This is a genomic window from Paenibacillus sp. V4I7, from assembly GCF_030817275.1.
Lineage (GTDB): Bacteria > Bacillota > Bacilli > Paenibacillales > NBRC-103111 > Paenibacillus_E.
In genome coordinates this window covers 6,665,057-6,684,810 of record NZ_JAUSZD010000002.1, presented here as the reverse complement: position 1 = coordinate 6,684,810, position 19,754 = coordinate 6,665,057, and the positions used below count along the sequence as shown (strand labels likewise).

Below are 19,754 nucleotides of genomic sequence, written 5' to 3'. Positions count from 1 at the left end.
CCCGAGCACTAGCCCGAAGCGGGTTAGTGCTTTTTTGGTGGAAAATAGAAATGGAGAATTAGGAAGGCGAGTGGGAAAACGTGGATTACTTGTCTAATTTTGTACAACGTACAACATTACATGGATAAGCAAGCGAATGTTTACTCCTATTCGTCTTGGGTGCAATTTGCTTTGCATCAACCTTGCAAACACTCTCGCCCAAGGACTGAGTAAGCCGTTTTTTTTTAGTCTGTTTATTTCATCTTTCACTTCTTTCTAGGCATACGCCTTTTTATTGTAGATACCTCAGAATTCGTAACCTTTACCATCATTACTGCGTCTGGTGAAATAAGGAAGTAAATTTGTGGAGGAGTGATTCGGATGAGACGCATGATGGGGATCGTTTTGATGGTAGCAACAATAAGTGTGATGACCGGATGCATAGATGAGCAAACAAAAGGTGCCACGGGCACAAGCAGCAGCAGCCCACAACCGACATCAATTGTCCCTCCTACAGCATCCCCAACACAATCGACGCCAATCTCCCCAACACCGGCACTAACGCCAGCTCCAACTATACAGGTGCCTCGCCCTACTGCTACGCCTAGTATCAAACCAAGTCCAACTTCGTACGCCAAAGAAGCCGACGCGAAAAAAGCAATCGAAAGCCGAGCCAAAGAAACGATACAAGCGCTGAAGAAGCAGGATCTGAAAAAGCTCGCGGAGCTGATCCATCCGAAGAAAGGTGTACAATTCTCGCCGTACTCCTATATTCATGTGTCGAGTGATGTCCAGGTTCTAGGCAGCGGGCTTACAGCCCTTTGGGCAAATACCAGCACGACACATTGGGGCGATTACGACGGTTCAGGTGACCCCATTGATCTCACTTTTCCTGACTACTGGGATAAATTCGTATATAACGAAGATTTTGCAGCCGCACCACAAATCAGCTATAACATTATTCTTGGCAAAGGGAATATGATTAATAATGTATTTAGTGTATATCCGACGACTTCAGCGATTACAGTGGAGTATCATTATCCCGGTCTAGATCCGCAATTTCAGGGGATGGATTGGACCAGTCTGCGGCTTGTTTACGAGAATTCAGGTACTCAGTGGTATTTAGTTGCAATTGTGCATGACCAGCATACGATGTAGTTCGGTTTTTCAATTTAGTAAACGTCTAAAAGCCGTATTAAACCTCGATTTTTTCGTGGAATAGTTCGGTTTTTTCATTTTTTTTTAAATAAATCATTGACAGGTTCCGTCTAATGTCATATTCTTATCCCATAAAACCGAGTAACATCGTAGGAATTAAGGAGATGATTCTAGTGAATAACAACCTAGTGACTGCATTTCAATCCAACTGGGTCAGCCTAGTCGTATCAATTATCATTATCGGGGTCCTCGTCTTATTGGCGAAAAAAAGAGTAAGCTTTGGTAACCGTGTTTTCATTGGTTTAGGACTTGGTTTAGTAGCAGGGATAGCTTTTAATCAATTGGGGCTCCAATTTAAAAGTGTTAGTACGATCGGAACGATCTATGTCAATTTGATCAAAATGCTCGTTATGCCTTTAGTACTTATTCTAGTCATAAACAGTATTTCATCGTTATCCAGTCTAGGCCAGCTGCGTAAACTGGGTTTGAAAACGATCGGTTGGTTCTTGCTAACAACAGGAATCGCGGCACTGATCGGTTTGGTTGTCGCCTTGGTGATTGATCCGGGTAACGGAATTGCACAGGCTGTACCGAAAGATTTTAAAGTAAGAGAAATTCCTACGTTTTCACAGGTTATTTTGGACTTGGTACCTTCCAATCCAATTAACGATATGGCAACTGGGAAAGTAGTACCGGTTCTGATCTTCGCGATTTTTGTTGCCGTAGCGATTGTACACGTAGGCTCTAAAAAGCCGGAAAGTGTAGCAGCCGTTAAATCTTTTATTACATCAGCGACAGCTGTGATCCACCAAGTCGTTAAGTATGTTATTCGTTTGACACCTTATGGGGTGTACGCGCTAATCGCAGGTATGGCTGCCAGATATGGTTTGGAAACACTTGCTCCTTTGGCTAAAATTATCGTTACTTCTTATGTAGCATTGATCATTCACTTCGTGTTGATCTTCGGTGGTTTGGTTCTTTTCGTGGCAAAAGTAAACCCAATCAAATTCTTCAAAAAAGCTTATCCGACCATTGCTGTCGCATTCACAACACGAAGCAGCTATGCAACGCTGCCTGTGAATTTGGAAGTAATCACGAAGCGCCTTCGCGTATCACCGCGTATTGCAAGCTTCGTGGCACCGCTCGGGGCAACAATGAACTTCAACGGCTGCGGCGGGGTTTGGCCGGCGGTTGTGGCTATTTTCGTAGCGAAGGTTTACAATCTTCCGCTTGGCATTCCTGAATACTTTATTCTTATCTTGGTAAGTGTGGTTTCCTCCATTGGTGTGGCTGGCGTTCCAGGTCCAGCTGCAATTTCGACAACAGTTGTACTAACAGCTTTAGGCTTACCATTGGAAGGTATGGGTCTTGTACTTGGTGTTGAAGCACTAATTGACATGGGTCGTACAGCGGTAAATGCTACAGGAACAACAGTTACGGCATTGCTCGTAGCTGAGTCTGAGGGAGAATTTGATCGTGCAGCGTTTGATCGTGACGAAGAAGATGACCTCGATGCGGCTACTGCTTAATCGAATGTAAAAATAAAGAACCTCCAAAACCACAATGATCGTGGTTTTGGAGGTTCTTTATTGTACTAAGCCGTAATCTTCAAAAGATTACTTAATGTAGCATCATTCTAGCTAGCTAATTAGATGGAAATCCTCCTGCTAACTTTACTCAGATGAGTAGGGCTAGTCTACTTAACTGGAATTCCTCCAGTCCCTTTGTTTAAGGAAAAGAGAGGGATTTAACTGGAGGGAATACCGTTATATGGAAGGAAATAATGAAATGCTGAAATCAGCAGGATTTTTTCCATTTAATTGTGACGAAACCTTGTGACAAAGCCCCTTTTCATGCCTGCTGAGCAGCATTTTTACCAGCCATATAGCCTGTAGAAAATGCCGCGGTAATGTTATAACCGCCTGTATAGCCGTGAATATCGAGAATCTCACCGCAGAAATAAAGCCCGTTAACCAGCTTAGACTGCATCGTGCTCGGATCGATTTCCTTAAGCTGAACGCCGCCGCCTGTGACGAAAGCTTCCTCTATAGAGAGTGTTCCTTTGACGATAACAGGGAAGGCTTTCATCAGTTTGCAGAGCTCGAGCCATTTTTGCTTCGGGATGTTGTCGTACGTTAGCTGATCATCTAAGCCAGACTTTTCGAGCATGATCGGGATTAATCGATCGGACAAAAGAGTCTTAAGCACGTTTTTGATCGCTTTCTTGGCGTCATCTCTGGCGAGAGCCATGCTTTGGTTGTAAACTTCATCTGTGCTTTGATCCGGGAAGAGATCTACGGTTACGAGTACTTCTTTGCGCTCTGATTTGGCGAGTTCTTTTACGACGAATTGACTGCAGCGCAGCGCAATCGGCCCTGACAAGCCAAAATGAGTAAATAACATATCGCCGCGATGTGAAATGATCGACTTCCCTTTGGCGTTCCACACGCTGAGTGTCACGTCCCGCAAGGAAAGTCCTTGCAGCTCACGGCTGCGGATAAAAGACTCCTTCGAGGTTAACGGAACCTCGGTCGGGAAGAGCTGCGTGATGGTGTGCCCACCAGCTTCAGCCCAAGCATAACCGTCTCCTGTCGAGCCGGTATGCGGCACAGAGCATCCGCCGGAGGCAATGATGACAGCTTTGCTGTTCATCGTTTCGCCGGAATGCAGACGAACGCCTTGGACGCTGCCGTCCTTATACAAGACCTGCTTGACCGGACTATTCGTCCGGATCTCGACACCCTGTCTGCGAACTTGGCCGATCAACGCGTCTACGACGGTTTTGGCCTTGTCGCTGATGGGAAACATTCGACCGTTGTCTTCTTCCTTCAGGCGGATGCCGAGATTTTCAAAGAAATCAATGATGTCCTTGTTGCTGAATTGGGTTAAAGCACTATATAAGAAGCGCCCGTTACCCGGAATATGCTTGATTAATTCATCCATGTCTTTGTTGTTCGTAACGTTGCATCTGCCGCCGCCGGATATGCCGAGCTTGCGCCCCAGTTTGTCCCCTTTATCCACCAAAAGTACCTTCGCGCCATCCATACTCGCGGCAATACTGGCCATGAGACCAGCTGAACCGCCGCCAATTACAATTACATCATATGTCATTCGAATAAAGCCCCTACATCGCATATTTTGACACCATCATAGCATGCAAGGCGTCTTAAAGAAAAATAACACCTGCTATGCCGCTTAATATACCAAGCGCTACTACTGAAACGGTAACAAACAGAATGACTTTCTTAGGAAATGATTTCGAAATCATTAGCAAAGAAGGTAAACTGACGGAAGGCAGCGTAAGCAGTAATGCAGCTGCGGGACCTGTCCCAAGGCCAAAGGTCATTAAAGATTGGATAATCGGTATCTCTGCCGCTGTAGGGATTACGAATAGCATACCTGCAATAGCAAAAGCAATAATAAGAAGAATGCTATTTCCGGCAGTTTCTCCGACTGCAGGAAATAACCACGCTCTGCTTGCTCCTAATAAAAGTACCGCGATGATGTAGGCTGGAACAATATGAAGAATCATCGACCAAATACTTTTCAGCCATCTTTGTAGGAATGAGCCAGATTGTTCTTCTTTTATTTCCTCAGGTTTAACAGTTAGATTCTCTGGAAGTTTCGTTTTTCCCGCAAAAAGGTTGGCATAATAGCTTACACCAAAGGTTAATATTAAACCAAATACGAGTCGGATTAAGGTGAACTTCCAAGACAAAACAAAGGTCATAAACACTAAGGTTGCCGGGTTAATGGTCGGGTTTCCAAGCCAAAAAGCTAGGCTTGCGCCTACGGATACATTCTTTTTACGTAATCCTACTGCGAGAGGCGCTGCGCAGCAGGTGCACATCATACCTGGTATGGAGGAAAACCCTCCGATTAAAGTACTTCTGAAAGAAGTTTTACCAAGCACCCTTAGAAGCCATGTAGACGGTAGAAGTACCTGTAACAATGAACCAAGGACAATGCCTAGTAGCGCGGCCTTCCAAACTGATTTGTAGTAAGTCAGCGCATAATCCCATGCAGCTTGCCAAGAAGGGGCGGGGGCTGTAGGATTTTTACCGGAAATTATGGACGACCCTATAGAATGTTTAGTCGCAGCATCGAATGCTTTATGATAGTAAGGCCACCATTTCACGTACGTTAAGCCAACAATAGCAATTATTAAAAAAACGATAACATATAGTACAACCCTTTTGTTGATCGGTTCTACATGAGGTGATGAATTACTGGTATGTGTCATTTTATTCTCCAGGCATTAGATTTTGACAAGTTAAATAGGTTATCATTATAACATATCCAAAAAATGAGAATGACACATATTTTTTTGTATACGAGTCGCTGGCGTAATTTAAAGGAGCGAAACCCCATTGTTTCAAGATATCACCATAGAAGAGTTGTTATCCCTTAGAGACAAGAAAGAGATTGTGATGATAGATGTTCGTTCACCCTCGGAGTATCAGGACTCTACAATTCCAGGAAGCCTTAATATCCCATTATTTGATGATGTCGAACGTGCAGAAATTGGTACCAACTATAAGCAAGTTAGTGTTCAGGTCGCCAAGGATAGAGGGCTTGAAATCGTGTCGGCAAAATTGCCGGCTTTTGTGAAGACTTTTGAGCAGATTAAGGAGAAAAAGGCACTTTTCTGTTGGCGCGGTGGAATGCGTAGTAAAACGACTGCGACAGTTCTATCGTTAATGGGCATCCGGACTTACCGCTTAACAGGAGGCTTTCGTGCCTATCGTAAATGGGTAGTCGCTACACTTGAGAAGATGGATTTCAAACCTCGGGTATGTGTAATTTCTGGTAATACCGGAGCTGGGAAAACAGCTATTCTAAGGCGCCTCCATAAAGATGGATACCCGGTATTGGACTTAGAAGCAATGGCTGGGCATCGGGGATCTATTTTCGGACATGTCGGGCTTCAAGCAAACAATCAGAAAACATTCGAAGCCCTTCTTGTCACTAACCTTCTGAAGTTGGAGGATTCACCCTATATTCTGATAGAGGGAGAAAGCAAACGAATTGGAAAATCAGTCATTCCTGAGTTCATTGTTAGCAAAAAGGATTCCGGTACACAACTTTTTATTGAAATGCCCATTGATGAACGTGCTCGTCATATTATTGAGGATTACCGACCTTGGGAAAACAAGCAAGAATTGCTTCAAGCTTATAGTCATATCAAGGATCGAATCCACACCCCAATCGCCAAAAGTATCGAAATAGCTCTTAAGGAAGAACAATTTGAGCATGCTGTTAGCCTCTTGTTAGAGCACTACTATGATCCACGCTATGAACATGCTATGAATAAATACGAACAAGAAATAATTAATATTAAAGCAAATACGATCGAAGAAGCCGTTAAGGCTGTAAAGGAATATTTAATATCGGTAGAAGCAGAGTGTTTAAAGGTTTAAATGAAACGTATTTTCAATTGATGCGTTGATTGCGGATATTACGAACGGACATGCTCGAACATTGATTACCACTACATCGCATATTTCTCACCATCAAATATAGGTTTTAACAAGGGAATACAGAAAAGATGCACACAGGCTGTGGATAACATGTTGATAAAATGCACTTTTTTGTGAATAAATTGTAAGAGTTCTGTGGATAAAGTGTAGTCGAATGTGGACAAAGGTCGAAATTCGAAAAAAGTAATGGCTAAGACCTGTGTTTAATCGTAACTCTTCAAGACACCATGTCCTGAAAGTGGTAATGGTCAATGTGCATGTCCAGCCATCTTCTATTAAGAGATGCCTTTTTCCCAAAGTAGTGCAGCTCCTGATTCGTGGAGAGCACAATTGCTTCGCAAACGGAGGTGTGCTTGGCAAGCAGTGCCAGCCCTTCTTCGACGCCGAGTGTACACAGTATTCTTGCCCACACTTGGCACTCAACCATATCTTGGCCAGCAACGGTGCACTGCACGATATTGCTGCTGGGGGTGGACGTTTTATCCTCAAATGGACTGTAAGTGGACAGGGAGCCCTCCGGCATGGCGATGGCGCCCAGTTTGGTGTTCGTGTTCCAAGGGTTTTGAATGCCAATGACCCAAGGATCAAGTTTCTGAGAATTGCGGCCCCAAACCGTTATATCCCCACCAGCGATGATTAGGCCTTGATCAAGCGACATGTTCTTTTGCATATATTCAGCTAGGCGTTTTATTGACCAGCTTTGTTCTATCCCTCGTAAATCGATGTTTGTATGATTAGGAAGCTTAATTGATTTCATAGCTGGATCTACTTCCCATTCTAATGTGGCAGGAGCTTTCTTAAGGCCCGTTGGTGCACCTTTTTGCTGGAGAGGCATATAGTTCCCATCTGTTATTGCTTGATAAGCCTCAGCTAGAAAAAGCACCTCTAACATCGTAGTAGAAATCCTGCAATTTTCACCGGCTAATGTATTCAGAAGACTGATTTCACTGTCGACGAGATAAGGGTTGAAACGCTTTTCCACACTTCGAAACCAATCTATGGCCAGCTTCTTAATGAGAGCACTATCGTTCTCTTCACAGAGGAGCAGCAGTTCGACATCAAATTCCCTAGTTTGGAAGTGAAACGGATGCAAGGATTGTTTGATTTGCTCCATAAGGTTTTCCTCTCTTCTATATGTCCTTAAGAATATAAACCCTATTATAGAAGTGTTAACTGAGATTCAATTGATAATTGGCTGAAAGATTGCTGAAAAATCAAGTCAGGAGCTGCTGGCGTATCTGAATATTCTTTTGGAAGTCGAACATTCAGCAACCTTTCAGCAACTGCTCAGATTGCTTTTAGGGAGGATATGGGATACTGACTGTAGAAAACGTGTACAATGAACTTCGGGGGGACTAAAACTATGCGCCAATTAAAAGGTATCAAAATTCTGCTTGTCGATGACGAGCCTCATATTTTAGAATTTCTGGAGTTAGGCTTGACGAATGAAGGGTTTGAGGTCATGACGGCTCAAGATGGGATTAGTGCGATAACTGCATGCAATAAATTTCAGCCGCATATTGCTATTCTGGATGTGATGATGCCGGGGATGGATGGATTCGAAGTTTGTCGAATGATTAAGAAAACAGAAAATGTCGCCGTTATCATGCTGACGGCTAAGGATGAAGTCGATGACAGGGTCAAGGGACTCACACTTGGGGCCGATGATTATATGATTAAGCCTTTCAGCTTTGAGGAGCTGCTTGCCCGCATCTATGCGCGAATTCGCAATCATTTCCCGAACTTGTTCGGTGAAGTGATCATTGGACCGCTTCGCATGGATGATCGACGTAAAGAGATTAGCTTAAATGATAAGGTTCTGGAGCTTTCCCCAACGGAATACGAATTGCTCAAATTTATGTCGATTAACCACGGACTTGTTTTAAGCAAATCGATGATTCTCGATAAGGTGTGGGGCTATGACTTCGGTGGCGAAGAGAACATCGTCGAGGTGTACATTCGATCCTTGCGCGATAAGCTAGGCGATAAAGAACATAAGCTGATCCGTACGATTCGCGGCGCCGGCTATCGGATGGATTTAACATGAAAAGGCGGGGCCGGTTTGCCGAGCATTTTGTTACCGGTTCGCTAAAATTCCAGTTACTTTCGCGATCTCTATTGGTGATGTCTGTGTTACTGCTGCTAATTGGTGTTTTTCAATATATTTTCATGCAGCAATTTCTATATAAGAACAAGGCGGAAACGATTCGCAACCAGCTTGCGACGTTACCTCTCAATACGTGGCTGCGGGCAGGGGAATTTCCGGATCGAGGCCAGAATCCTTTTATGCCCAGACGAGACACTAACGGTGGTAACCGTTCGGACAATACAGGAGGAGAGTTTCCCCGAATTTTCGTTCCTGATTTATCCATTGCTTTGATCGATAGTGAAGGGACTTACAAGCAGTTGTCTTCAGAAAGTGGATCCTCGCCTTTGCAGCTTTCGAAGGAGGAATATCAGGAATTATTGAAAATGAAAGAGAAGCTGGATTACCGAATCGTGAAGGATAAGGATGGCAATGAGCAGTTGATTGTCTTTCATCAAATTCGAGAGAGATCCCAAGGCGTACAAGGACTTGTTCAAGCGAATACGAATACAGGACCGATTAAAGATTTGCTGCTCCGTCAGTTGTTCACCTTTCTACTATTGTCCATGACAGCATTGGTTGTAGGGCTGCTTGGGTTTCTGCCCGTGCTAAGGCGGACGTTAGTGCCACTTTCTAATATGGTAGATACAGTGAAACAAATCGATTCAGGTAATCTGGGCGAGCGGTTTCCTGCTCATCAGGGGCAGGTGGAGATTGACCGGTTATCGACTTCTTTCAATAGTATGTTAGAGAGACTAGAGTTTTCTTTTGAGGCGGAAAAAGAGGCAAAAGAACAAATGCGCCGCTTCGCTGCGGATGCCTCGCACGAGCTTCGTACACCGCTGACTTCGATTCATGGCTTTCTGGAAGTGCTGCTTCGCGGAGCGTATCAACAACCGGAGCCATTGCTGAAAGCGCTGAAGAGTATGCACGGCGAATCCGTGCGCATTAATAAGCTAGTTGAAGACCTTCTGCTGCTTGCTCGGCTAGATCGCACGCCATCTTTTCAGAAGTCGGAAGGTCTGCTCGATGAGATGCTGCATGAGATGGAGCCCCAGCTTCGTCTACTGGCAGGAGACAGAACGGTTACATTTACGCTGGAGCCCAGGATCCGATGTCTGTATGATCCAGATAAAATCAAGCAGGTCGTTCTCAACTTGTTTCACAACGCCGTCCAGCATACGCATCCGTTGACCGGTGAACTAGGGCTTTCGTTAGCAAAGACCGACGCAGGTGTCGAAATTGCTGTTCATGACAATGGGCCAGGTATTGCACCTGAACATCTCCCGCATTTGTTTGATCGGTTCTACCGAATCGACTCCTCCAGGGCGCGCAGGAGCGGCGGTGCAGGATTGGGATTATCCATTACCCGTTCCATTGTGGAGCTGCATGGGGGAACGATAGTTGTTTATAGTACGGTAGGTGAAGGTAGTACATTTAAAGTGCTGCTGCTTCCATAGAATGAGAGGGGCCTTATCTTGACGTGATGTCGGGGTAGGGCTTTTTTTAATTTATAAGAATGTAAAATAAGAGCTCCCAGAAGCTTCTATTTCGCCAAAAGGAGGCTAATGGTGAGGAATAAGAGTCTTCATAGACTCTTATTTGGTGCTGAATGAAGTTAGACTAAACATGGCATGTTTGGATTATTCCGCTCAAATAAGAGTCCCTAGAAGCTTCTATTTCGACAAAAGGTGGCTAATGGTGGGAAATAAGAGTCTCCAGAGACTCTTATTTGGTGCTGAACACGCCGTGTGGGGAATATTCCGCTCAAATAAGAGTCCCTAGAAGCTTCTATTTCGCCAAAAGGTGGCTAATGGTGGGGAATAAGAGTCTATAGAGACTCTTATTTGGTTTCGGGGTAAGCGAGGGTTAGCCGTTCGATGACAACAAGGCAAACTACATCTACGAGCCACCTTATAGGCGTTTCCTCTTCAGCTAACCCTCAGAAACCTCTCAACCAATCTTCAGTTTACACTCAGATGAGATTCAGGTTAGGCGTCTATACTTGGTTTTGTAAGGAAGAAACAAAAAAATAAAGAAAAAGGTGGAAACAAATTATGAAAAACATCGGCAGAAAAATTCTTACAGGTTCATTGGTAGCTTCTTTTGTACTCGGAGTTGGTTTTGTTGGAGCCTTACATAATCAAGCGTTTGCAGATACGGTGACTGGCACGTCAACGAGCACATCAACTCAAAATGCAGGACCGGGAGGCAAAGGTCGTGGAGATTTCGGAGATCGCGGTGGCTTCAAGAGTGCAAACGTAGTAAAAGAAACAGCAACAATCTTGGGCGTTGAGGAAAGCGTCGTACAAGACGCATTGAAAGCGGGCAAAACATTGGCAGCTTTAGCAGAGGAAAAAGGACTAGCGAAAGCAGACTTTTTGCAAAAGCTAGTCGCAGCAGAGACCGCTTCGATTACAGCTAATGTAACAGCGGGTAAAATGAAACAAGAACATGCGGATAGTGCTCTCAAAGGTCTAACTGATCAATTGACGAAGCGTATTGAAGCAACCGGGTTTAAAGGTGGAGAAGGCGGTCGCGGTGGCATGGGCAAAAGTCATGGCAGCAATCTGGTAGCGCAAACAGCAACAATTCTTAGCGTGGAGCAAAGTGTTGTGCAGGATGCTTTGAAAGCTGGCAAAACATTATCTGCTTTTGCAGTGGAAAAAGGTTTAACGGAAGCCGACTATGTAGCTAAGCTTGTTGCAGCAGAAACCACTTCCATTAATGCTGAAGTTACAGCTGGAAAACTTACGCAAGCACAAGCAGACCAAATGTTGTCGGGCTTATCTGACCGATTGACGAAACAAGTGCAAAGCACGCGTCCTGAAGGTGGTCGGGAAGGTAGAGGCGGCGGTCATGGCGGCCCTGGTGGTGGGCTTTTCGGGAACCCTGAGGTTTTAACACAAATTCTGGGCATCACGCAAGATGAGCTGAGAACGGAACTAGAAGCGGGCAAATCGATCTTGGATGTTGCTACAGCTAAAGGTATCAGTGAAGATGATCTCGTTAGCAAAATCAAAGACGGAATGACGGATTCCATTAAGAAGCATGTTCAGCAAAAAGGAACTGATCGTAAGCGCCCAGTAGGCACACCGTCAACAAATACTACAACACCAGCACCAGCTCCTGCTGCAACGAGCTAAAAATGAAATAATTGGAGGAAGCTGCTCGCTATGCGGGCGGCTTTTTTGCCGTCCCAGTGAGATAGCCAATGAGTATGATTTCAGCGCCGAAGTGATGATTTTCATCGCTAAAGTATGCGGGTGGCGGTAGATTGACTCGTTAGCGATGTAAAACATGCTTAAGTGATGAGGAAACTGCCCGAGTAGCCCGATTTCCGTGCTGTAGTTCGCTCACACCGCCTTTGTCAAGTCACCGACCACCAATTCTCCCGGCCGTCACTCATCCCACGCGCGACCCAATCTTTTTCAGCAAACGCTCAGCTTGTGTTCAACTTATATTCAGCCTACGCTCAGACAGGTTTCAGCCATCCCAATTACACTAAGTCCAGTAGGGGTTGTTATGGCCTGGGCAGTGGATAGTCTGGGTAACTGGGAGAGGGGCATAAAGGATGAAATTAGGTCGGAAGAAGAGATGGGTCATTGTGGCCCTAGCTGCCATTTTATGTGGAGCGGGAACTTACTATTATGTACATAACAAGGCGAAGCCAGCGTCTGCAGCAACACAGCAAACAACGATGAAAGCGACTAAAGGAGCGATATCCTCGACGGTATCAGGAACTTCTCAGCTGGATGCCAAGGACAAGCAAAATATTGTGATTCCGATTGAAGGTATCATCAAAACAATGAATTTGACGCAAAATCAGGCGGTCAAGAAAGGCGATGTGCTAGTCGAGCTGTCGGTGCCTTCAACGGAAACAACTCTCAAGGAAGCTCAAGTCAGCTTGCAGCAGCTCGAGAAGGAGCTTGCAGAGCTGCAGGACCAACAAAATCATATGAGTGTTACAGCTTTAATGTCTGGCAAGATTACATTAGCTGCCAATCTGGATGTAGGCAGTCAAGTCAATAAAGCAACGAAGATCGGCACGATTTCAGATACATCGCAGTTTAAAGTGAAGCTGCCATTCTCTTTGCAAGAAGCTGTGCAGCTGAAAAAAGGCGACCCTGTAGAGCTTAGTATCGACGGTTATTTACTCTCCAAAGTCGGAGCCGTGGATACGATAGGCCGTGAAATTAAAGCGGATGCTAACGGGAATAAAGTGGTTACTGTGGAGGTTCTGGTTAGCAATGATGGAACGCTTTCGGCAGGTCTTAAGGTAAAGGGCAGCATCGGCAGCGGTGATGGTAAAATCGACTCCTCCGAGCAGGTGGCGCTTGAGTATGTGCGCACATCTCCTATTTTCGCCGAGGCAAGCGGAACGATAAAAAGCATGAAATTTAAAGAAGGCGAAGCGGTGAAACAGGGCGAATTTATCGCCACCTTGTTCAATGACGATCTTCCAAACAATATCATTAGCAAGCAATCAGCCATCGAAAGTCAGAAAATCCGTGTGAACGATGCGGAGCAGAAAGTAAATCAATTGACGATTAAAGCGCCGTTCGATGGCGTGTTCTCGGCTGATTTTGCCAATAGTAAAAGCAATGTGCTTCGTAATTATCCTGTAGGCGCGCAAATTAATGCGAATACAACGCTAGGAGCCGTAGCGAGTCTAAGTACGATGCAGCTGGCTATTGCCGTAGATGAGCTCGATTTAACAAGCATCAAGGTAGGGCAGAAGGTGACCGTGAAGGTTGATGCTATCTCTGGCAAGACGTTCCAAGGTGAAGTGACTTCCGTATCCAATGTTGGAACAACGACAAATGGGGTCACAACGTATGATGCAGTGGTAGCGATTCCGAATACCGATCAGAATGATTTGAAATATGCGATGACGGCGACGGCTGAAATTTTTATACAAGATAAGAAAGATATTCTCGTGCTTCCGATCCAAGTGGTGACCACAACCAGAGGGAAATCAACCGTTTCGCTAAAAAAAGCGGACGGAACCGTCGAAGAGCAGCACGAAATCAAAGTGGGTATTCGCAGCAAGACGCAGGTTGAGGTGTTAAGCGGTTTGAACGAAGGCGACGAGGTCGTAATGCCGGTACGCAGAGCGACAACGACGAATCAACAGCAGCAAGGTTTCCCTGGGGGTGCAGGTGGTTTTCCGGGTGGCGCAGGAGGCAACTTCCCTGGCGGAGCTGGCGGCACAGGCGGTGGCGGAACGCAAAATGGTGGAGGCGGGGCCCGCTAGCAGTGAGCCAGCCCCTACGGAGAGGAGCGATTCGATGAATATCATTGAACTGAATGAGGTAACGAAGAGTTATGCTCGAGGTGCAGAAGAATTGCAAATTTTGCGCGGCATTACCCTGCATATTGCGGAAGGAGATTTTGTTGCCATCATTGGTCCCAGTGGATCGGGAAAGTCAACGTTAATGAATACAATCGGGCTTCTGGATAGTCCTACTTCCGGCTCCTATACGCTAGACGGCGTAGCGACCGAGAAGATGTCAGACAACGGACTTGCTGAGCTGCGCAATCGGAAAATCGGCTTTATTTTTCAACAGTTCAACCTGCTGCCCAGACTTACTGCGATGGAAAATGTAGAGCTGCCGATGATATATGCAGGCATTTCTACCAAACAGCGAAGAGAACAGGCGCAGCGGATGCTGGAGAAGCTTGGGATGGGTGAGCGAGGACATCACAAGCCAAGTGAACTGTCTGGCGGGCAGCAGCAGCGGGTAGCCATCGCCAGAGCTTTAGCCATATCACCGTCATTAATTCTAGCAGATGAGCCGACTGGCGCGCTGGATTCGAAGACGGGCATTGAGGTGCTGGAATTGATTAAGGAGCTGAATCGGCAAGGCAACACCATTGTTTTGATCACCCATGATCATCACATTGCAGACAATGCCAAACGCGTCGTGACGCTGCGTGACGGAGAAATCATTAGCGATCAGAGAAACGAAATGCTGTCAACAACTGAACGTAAGTTAGAGGGGGCGCTTTCATGAGAATCTGGGAGCTTTTCCAAATGGCGCTGGCCACAGTGCGTTCGAATCCGCTTCGTACGGTGTTGACCATGCTTGGCGTTATCATTGGCGTTAGCTCAGTTATTACGCTAGTTTCGATAGGTCAAGGTACGTCCAAGGCGATTGAAAAGCAGTATGAAGGGCTGGGAACGAACCTGTTGACAGTTAATCTGGGGGGCAACGGACGCGCCACACAGCTGAATTATGATGAGATTATGCAGCTTGAGAATACATCGGGAATCAGTGCAATTGCGCCAACGATGACTAGAAATAGTACCAGTATCAAATACGACCGGACAACAGAGACTTTCAATGTCATTGGAACTAATGACCGATATCTCAGTTTGCAAAAGGGGACGGTCGCCAGCGGCCGCTTCTTGGCTCAAGCCGATCTGGACTTCCGCAATCACGTTGCGGTCATAGGCAGTGATGTGGCCAAGCAGTTTTTCGGTACGGATGACCCGATTGACGAAGAAATTAATGTGAACGGATATATGTACACGATTATCGGTGTGCTCCAAACAAAAGGCTCCAATACGAACGGAACGTCGCTCGATAGCTCGGTTTTCGTACCTCTCCCTACCATGAGCAGGGATTTCAAATTGGGTAACATTCGGACGGCTTATGTTGAAGCAGCTTCTGGCGATCAGGTGACCCGAGTACAAACAACGTTAGAGATGTATTTATTTAATAAATTTAAAAGTACAACGGGATATACCATTTTGAATTCATCCGAATTAATTAGCGCCAGACAGACGGCTTCCAGCACATTGACCAATCAATTAGTCGCGGTAGCGGCGATATCCCTCCTGGTAGGCGGGATTGGGATCATGAACATCATGCTCGTAACCGTGAGTGAGCGCACCCGGGAAATTGGGATTCGTAAATCGATTGGCGCGAAGCGGAGAAATATTTTGCTGCAGTTCCTGGTTGAAGCTACGCTGATTAGCGGTATGGGCGGGTTGATCGGATTGATCTTGGGGATCGGCTTATCGCTAGCGTGGCCTTATATCAACCCTAGTCAACAAACGAGTTTATCCATAAATATAGGACTATACGCATTCTTATTCTCGGCCTTGGTTGGTGTTATTTTCGGATTATATCCAGCGAATAAAGCATCGAAATTAAAACCTATCGACGCACTGCGTTTTGATTAGGTCAACAGGAGGTATGAAAACATGATTCGCAAATTATCAGCAATTTCACTCAAACATGCAAGTCTCGCCCTGGTATTGACTGGCAGCTTTGCAGCTGCATCGTGGATGGCTCCTGCTGCTCATGCGGCTTCCGAAGCGATTTATATCTCGAATTCCTCCTATTTTACATTAAACCAAGCGGCGCTTTCGTCCTCTTCGCTTCAGTTTTCCGTTCTTTTACATAACGGGGAAAGCCAATCGATAGATTTTAACCAATATGGGGTACGGGTTACAGATCAAGCAGGACATAGCTACACGGCGAAATTAAGTGAGAAAAAGAGTGCGAGTGTCCTCCCGGGGCAGGATCAAAGCTTCCGATTCTACGCTAACCTGCCGGCAGGTGAAACAGCCGCTCAACTAAAAGTTGATGTGTTCCGCTGGGATTTCGGCAAAGCCGATTTCATGAATCATCTAGGCGAACTTCCTGTTTCCTCGGTTGTGCAGGAGGGACAAGTAAAGGTGCCTGAGCAAATTATTAATTTGCATGCACTCGACGGTACGCTCTCAAATGACGCCTCCATTGCTTTTCAATTGGGCCAAAGCGTTCGTGTAACAGAGAATGGGAAATGGTACATGTATACGCAAGTTTCAGCAAAAAACCTAGGCTCGAGCAGCGTTAAGCTGCCATCAGGTTTGCAAGTTAGACTCGTGGATGCTAATGGATTGAAATATACCTCTACGGTTGCTAGCGGTTCTGATACAACATTCCTACCGAATCAATCGGATACGATGACGCTCAAAACACTCGTTTCCCGACAAATGCCGACCAGTGGCCTCACGCTGGAATATTATTACTTGAATCAAAGTGAGGATGTCTCGCTTGGTACGCTAAGTCTGAACGCTTCGCTTCAAACAGCAGCGTTTGGTACCAAACAAGTCTATGCTGGGCAGCAGGAAGGTGAGCTGGTCACCGTGAAGGCGAATACGTCGACGTATTCGATTCAAGCAGACGGTGTTCATGTGCAGACCGTTGTCACGCTCAGCAATGACGGCGAGGCAATCGCCACCGTGCCATCCTTCTCTGCTTCTTATCAGTTCGGTGACGCCGGCACGTCCGTGACATCGACCGATAACTCCGCCCGCAGCGGCTACTTGGCTCCTAAGGAGACGGCTTCGTATTACTTCAACGCTACTCTGCCAACGGGGGTTGATCCGAATGCGGCTCAGCTGGTGCTTTGGCAGACGGCTAGCGCAGGTAGTTCGGGTAGCTCGGCATCTGGCTCGACTGCAAGTACATCGAGCGGAGGCACAGGTTCTGGATCTACAGGCGCAGTGGCGGGGTCCGCTGTCAGTTCGACGTCTACAGCTAGCAGCAGTGGAGCTGCAGTGACCGGTCAAATGCCTGTTGCCGTCTTCCTGCTTAAAGGGGCAAGTGAAGCGCAAAGCGGCTTTACTACAGCTGTGAACTATGAGCTTGGCAGCAAGCTGATTTTCAACAACAGCTCTGTTGTTAACAAAAATCTAGACGTCGCCCTAGTTGAGCTGCATGCTCACGAGAATGACGATCTAGGCTACAAAACAGCCGTAGCCAAATACAAGATCACGAACAACGGAACAAGCACCATCGCCCTTCCTGAGCTTCAAAATGAGCTGATCGACAGCAAAGGGAATACCTACACGGGATCTCGCCAAAGTGCAGTTGCGACACAAATTACACCGGGAAGTTCTTATGTCGTGAGCTATTCCTACCTGCTTCCGAATAAAACACAATCGGATGATGAAACATTCGCATTGAACGTTTATGACGATAAGTCTGTATCTGTGGGCAATGTGTCTGTCGGAACCTATCGGGTAGCGCTGCAAAAAGAGACGGAAAGCGATACGCTCGCTTTATATCCTTTCTCACTCAAAGTGAATGACAGCTCGATAAGCTGGCTTTATAGCAGCGGGACTTACTCCTACCAGCTTAATCTGGATTTGGACATTGCTCATGAAGATCAGGTGATTATCGATTCGAACTTCTCCAAAATTGAATTCGATATGGTCGATTCCCTTGGCCGTATTGTTGGCACTCAAACAGCAACGCTGACGGGTACCGGAAAATTAACCAGCGGCAAGCAAAAAGTCGTCGTCACCGGTTTGAAAAATGAGCAGGTTGATTCCGGCGTGGTCGTCAATATGTACGAAGTAATAGAGACACCGAATGGGACGGCTAAGCGCCTTATTAAGCAATTTCATTAGTTATAGGGAAAGAAATTAATATAAAAGGGATTAAATCAAAAAGACTGCCAGACATCGGGCTATTCCTAGCCTCGTCGGGCAGTCTTTTTGGTTTGTTTTTTAATAGAGGCAGAAGTGGCTTGGGTTTGCCCTCCAGTTTGGAGACTGAGAACCGGAATATAGAGGATTTCTCCTGGATAAATCGTTGTTAAGCCGTTTAATTGATCATTAAATGTAAGCAGATCGGCGACATTCACCCCGAAGCGGTGCGAAACGGTGTAGAGGGAATCTCCGAACTGAACGATATAAAAACGGCCTTTCACCTGCAAGGCTCCCTTGTTCGTTATGACACGCATGTTGAAGGCACCTCCGCTACTAGCATACGCGGGGAGGGCGGCTGCGGAGACGGCAGATGCCTATTTCACGTCGTATCCTTTGGCGATGGATGGTTCGATCCATCGCTTTTTGAAGTGTTCGCGGCGCATGATCACCACGCGGTCCTTGTAGACGTCCACGACGAGACTTTGGCTGATTGCCTGCGTCTCAGGCACGTTACGGGCGCTCCATACCTCCCGGATGGAGGCACTGGAGGCGGCAAGAAACTTCAGCTGCTTCACTTGTCTGGTCGTTTCCAGGTTCCAGTGGGTATGGCCACTGAACAGAATGACGTTCGGGTGCGCATCGAGAAGCGCCCGCAGCTCCTCGTGCTGGACGACGCCCAGCTCCAGATCCGTGCCATCCAGCGTCTGCGGCAGCGGCTGGTGGAGGAACACGAACACGGGCTTGCCGGCATCCGCCGAGCCCGCTGCCGTAAGCCGCTCGCGCAGCCAGCTGAGCTGCTCAGGCGAGAGGAACGCATCCTCACCGTAGGATGCGTTCACGTCCCTGTACGCTTCCCCGCTAAGGAAGAGGAAGCGGTAGCCCTCCACGATAAGCTCGTGATACGGCTTATCGTAGCCCATCATGCGGTCGAATAACGCGACCGCTTGCTTGCTCGACCATGTTGGATTCATCTTCGATGTATCCAACCCACCCTCCGTCGTGCGCCACACGCCGTAGTAATCGTGGTTGCCCATGGTCGCATGCACAGGGGCATGGCGCTGGCGGCCGAGCAGCGCCAGCAAGCTGCGATAATCAGCCTCACTCCCATTCGTGAGGTCGCCATTCAAGACCAGCAGCTTGCTGTCTGGGCGCAGCGAGTGATGATCTGCCAGCGCTTGGCTCAGCCTCAGCTGAGCGACTTGGTCATAGGACGTGATGTGAACATCGCTCATCACAGAGAACGAAAACAAAGGTGCAGCCAGTGGCTGCTCGACCTTGTCGCTAGCAAAGGTTGTGCTTCGCAACGGGGTCAAGAATAGAAGAAAACTAAGAATAAGTATTCGCAGCTTTAATGATTTCATTTCATATGCACCTTCCAATTAGACTTATCGTTTGCCCTTATTTAGCTTGCTTATCGATAGATTTTGCTGATGGAGAGTGTGAAAACATTCATGCTCGCCTAGTGAATGATTTTCTTTCTGGTAAGGTTTCTGGTTCCGATTTCTGTTTAGGAGTGAACGAATAGAATCCCAAATCAGGGTACCTGTCTTCCTCTGTCTTTCCCCGACTTTTAGGAGGGGAAGTTGTACTACGTACAACATTTTTGTCCATTTTTTCT

General features: G+C 46.5%; 15 protein-coding genes. 10 read left to right on the top strand and 5 right to left on the bottom strand.

The annotated features are described in order from the left end of the window. Positions 1-360: 360 nt before the first annotated feature. Complete coding sequence (locus tag QFZ80_RS31255) at positions 361-1,137, top strand: hypothetical protein (protein WP_307562620.1); 777 nt, start codon at positions 361-363, stop codon at positions 1,135-1,137. 173 nt (positions 1,138-1,310) lie between these two features. Further along, positions 1,311-2,666: a dicarboxylate/amino acid:cation symporter gene (locus QFZ80_RS31250; protein ID WP_307562618.1), complete on the top strand. Its 1,356-nt coding sequence runs from the start codon at positions 1,311-1,313 to the stop codon at positions 2,664-2,666. Between the two features lie 322 nt (positions 2,667-2,988). Here the strand turns inward: QFZ80_RS31250 and QFZ80_RS31245 are convergent, their stop codons facing one another. Together QFZ80_RS31245 and QFZ80_RS31240 are read right to left on the bottom strand one after the other, a co-directional pair. Beyond that, a complete protein-coding gene (locus QFZ80_RS31245) occupies positions 2,989-4,248 on the bottom strand; it encodes a BaiN/RdsA family NAD(P)/FAD-dependent oxidoreductase (protein WP_307562616.1) in 1,260 nt (419 codons plus the stop codon). Positions 4,249-4,303: 55 nt separating this feature from the next. Next, positions 4,304-5,380: a permease gene (locus QFZ80_RS31240; protein WP_307551714.1), complete on the bottom strand. Its 1,077-nt coding sequence runs from the start codon at positions 5,378-5,380 to the stop codon at positions 4,304-4,306. Positions 5,381-5,507: 127 nt separating this feature from the next. Here QFZ80_RS31240 and mnmH point away from each other — a divergent pair, with 127 nt between their 5' ends. After that, positions 5,508-6,557 (top strand): tRNA 2-selenouridine(34) synthase MnmH, encoded by a 1,050-nt coding sequence (gene mnmH / locus QFZ80_RS31235; RefSeq protein ID WP_307562613.1) that lies wholly within the window; start codon positions 5,508-5,510, stop codon positions 6,555-6,557. 277 nt (positions 6,558-6,834) lie between these two features. Here the strand turns inward: mnmH and QFZ80_RS31230 are convergent, their stop codons facing one another. After that, positions 6,835-7,731, bottom strand: a complete 897-nt coding sequence (locus QFZ80_RS31230) for an FAD:protein FMN transferase (protein ID WP_307562611.1) — start codon at positions 7,729-7,731, stop codon at positions 6,835-6,837. Between the two features lie 249 nt (positions 7,732-7,980). Between QFZ80_RS31230 and QFZ80_RS31225 the strand changes: the two genes are divergently transcribed. From QFZ80_RS31225 to QFZ80_RS31195, 7 genes are all read left to right on the top strand, one after another. After that, positions 7,981-8,664: a response regulator transcription factor gene (locus QFZ80_RS31225; RefSeq protein WP_171644367.1), complete on the top strand. Its 684-nt coding sequence runs from the start codon at positions 7,981-7,983 to the stop codon at positions 8,662-8,664. Continuing rightward, positions 8,661-10,163 (top strand): sensor histidine kinase, encoded by a 1,503-nt coding sequence (locus QFZ80_RS31220; RefSeq protein ID WP_307562609.1) that lies wholly within the window; start codon positions 8,661-8,663, stop codon positions 10,161-10,163. The genes QFZ80_RS31225 and QFZ80_RS31220 overlap by 4 nt, the downstream gene beginning before the upstream one ends. Positions 10,164-10,760: 597 nt before the next feature. Then, on the top strand, positions 10,761-11,849 hold the full coding sequence (locus tag QFZ80_RS31215; protein WP_307562607.1) for a hypothetical protein: 1,089 nt from the start codon (positions 10,761-10,763) through the stop codon (positions 11,847-11,849). 428 nt (positions 11,850-12,277) lie between these two features. Then, a complete protein-coding gene (locus QFZ80_RS31210) occupies positions 12,278-13,960 on the top strand; it encodes a permuted SH3 domain-containing protein (RefSeq protein WP_307562605.1) in 1,683 nt (560 codons plus the stop codon). 34 nt (positions 13,961-13,994) lie between these two features. After that, positions 13,995-14,720, top strand: a complete 726-nt coding sequence (locus QFZ80_RS31205; protein ID WP_307564284.1) for an ABC transporter ATP-binding protein — start codon at positions 13,995-13,997, stop codon at positions 14,718-14,720. Continuing rightward, entirely contained in the window at positions 14,717-15,895 is a 1,179-nt protein-coding gene (locus tag QFZ80_RS31200) for an ABC transporter permease (RefSeq protein WP_307562603.1), read from the top strand. Before QFZ80_RS31205 ends, QFZ80_RS31200 begins: the two co-directional genes overlap by 4 nt. 21 nt (positions 15,896-15,916) lie before the next feature. Then, positions 15,917-18,115 carry a hypothetical protein gene (locus tag QFZ80_RS31195; RefSeq protein ID WP_307562601.1) on the top strand — a complete coding sequence of 733 codons (2,199 nt, stop codon included), beginning with the start codon at positions 15,917-15,919 and terminating at the stop codon, positions 18,113-18,115. Positions 18,116-18,180: 65 nt separating this feature from the next. Here the strand turns inward: QFZ80_RS31195 and QFZ80_RS31190 are convergent, their stop codons facing one another. Both QFZ80_RS31190 and QFZ80_RS31185 read right to left on the bottom strand, forming a co-directional pair. Next, entirely contained in the window at positions 18,181-18,450 is a 270-nt protein-coding gene (locus tag QFZ80_RS31190; RefSeq protein WP_307551728.1) for a LysM peptidoglycan-binding domain-containing protein, read from the bottom strand. 60 nt (positions 18,451-18,510) lie between these two features. Next, positions 18,511-19,497: a metallophosphoesterase family protein gene (locus tag QFZ80_RS31185; RefSeq protein ID WP_307562599.1), complete on the bottom strand. Its 987-nt coding sequence runs from the start codon at positions 19,495-19,497 to the stop codon at positions 18,511-18,513. Between the last annotated feature and the right edge of the window lie 257 nt (positions 19,498-19,754).

What these genes read in the sequence shown, in the direction of transcription:
- QFZ80_RS31185 (WP_307562599.1), bottom strand. Translation starts at nt 19,497, where the DNA reads ATGAAATCATTAAAGCTGCGAATACTTATTCTTAGTTTTCTTCTATTC.
- QFZ80_RS31240 (WP_307551714.1), bottom strand. Translation starts at nt 5,380, where the DNA reads ATGACACATACCAGTAATTCATCACCTCATGTAGAACCGATCAACAAA.
- QFZ80_RS31225 (WP_171644367.1), top strand. Translation starts at nt 7,981, where the DNA reads ATGCGCCAATTAAAAGGTATCAAAATTCTGCTTGTCGATGACGAGCCT.
- QFZ80_RS31205 (WP_307564284.1), top strand. Translation starts at nt 13,995, where the DNA reads ATGAATATCATTGAACTGAATGAGGTAACGAAGAGTTATGCTCGAGGT.
- QFZ80_RS31255 (WP_307562620.1), top strand. Translation starts at nt 361, where the DNA reads ATGAGACGCATGATGGGGATCGTTTTGATGGTAGCAACAATAAGTGTG.
- QFZ80_RS31190 (WP_307551728.1), bottom strand. Translation starts at nt 18,450, where the DNA reads ATGCGTGTCATAACGAACAAGGGAGCCTTGCAGGTGAAAGGCCGTTTT.
- QFZ80_RS31195 (WP_307562601.1), top strand. Translation starts at nt 15,917, where the DNA reads ATGATTCGCAAATTATCAGCAATTTCACTCAAACATGCAAGTCTCGCC.
- QFZ80_RS31220 (WP_307562609.1), top strand. Translation starts at nt 8,661, where the DNA reads ATGAAAAGGCGGGGCCGGTTTGCCGAGCATTTTGTTACCGGTTCGCTA.
- QFZ80_RS31245 (WP_307562616.1), bottom strand. Translation starts at nt 4,248, where the DNA reads ATGACATATGATGTAATTGTAATTGGCGGCGGTTCAGCTGGTCTCATG.
- QFZ80_RS31230 (WP_307562611.1), bottom strand. Translation starts at nt 7,731, where the DNA reads ATGGAGCAAATCAAACAATCCTTGCATCCGTTTCACTTCCAAACTAGG.
- QFZ80_RS31215 (WP_307562607.1), top strand. Translation starts at nt 10,761, where the DNA reads ATGAAAAACATCGGCAGAAAAATTCTTACAGGTTCATTGGTAGCTTCT.
- QFZ80_RS31210 (WP_307562605.1), top strand. Translation starts at nt 12,278, where the DNA reads ATGAAATTAGGTCGGAAGAAGAGATGGGTCATTGTGGCCCTAGCTGCC.
- QFZ80_RS31200 (WP_307562603.1), top strand. Translation starts at nt 14,717, where the DNA reads ATGAGAATCTGGGAGCTTTTCCAAATGGCGCTGGCCACAGTGCGTTCG.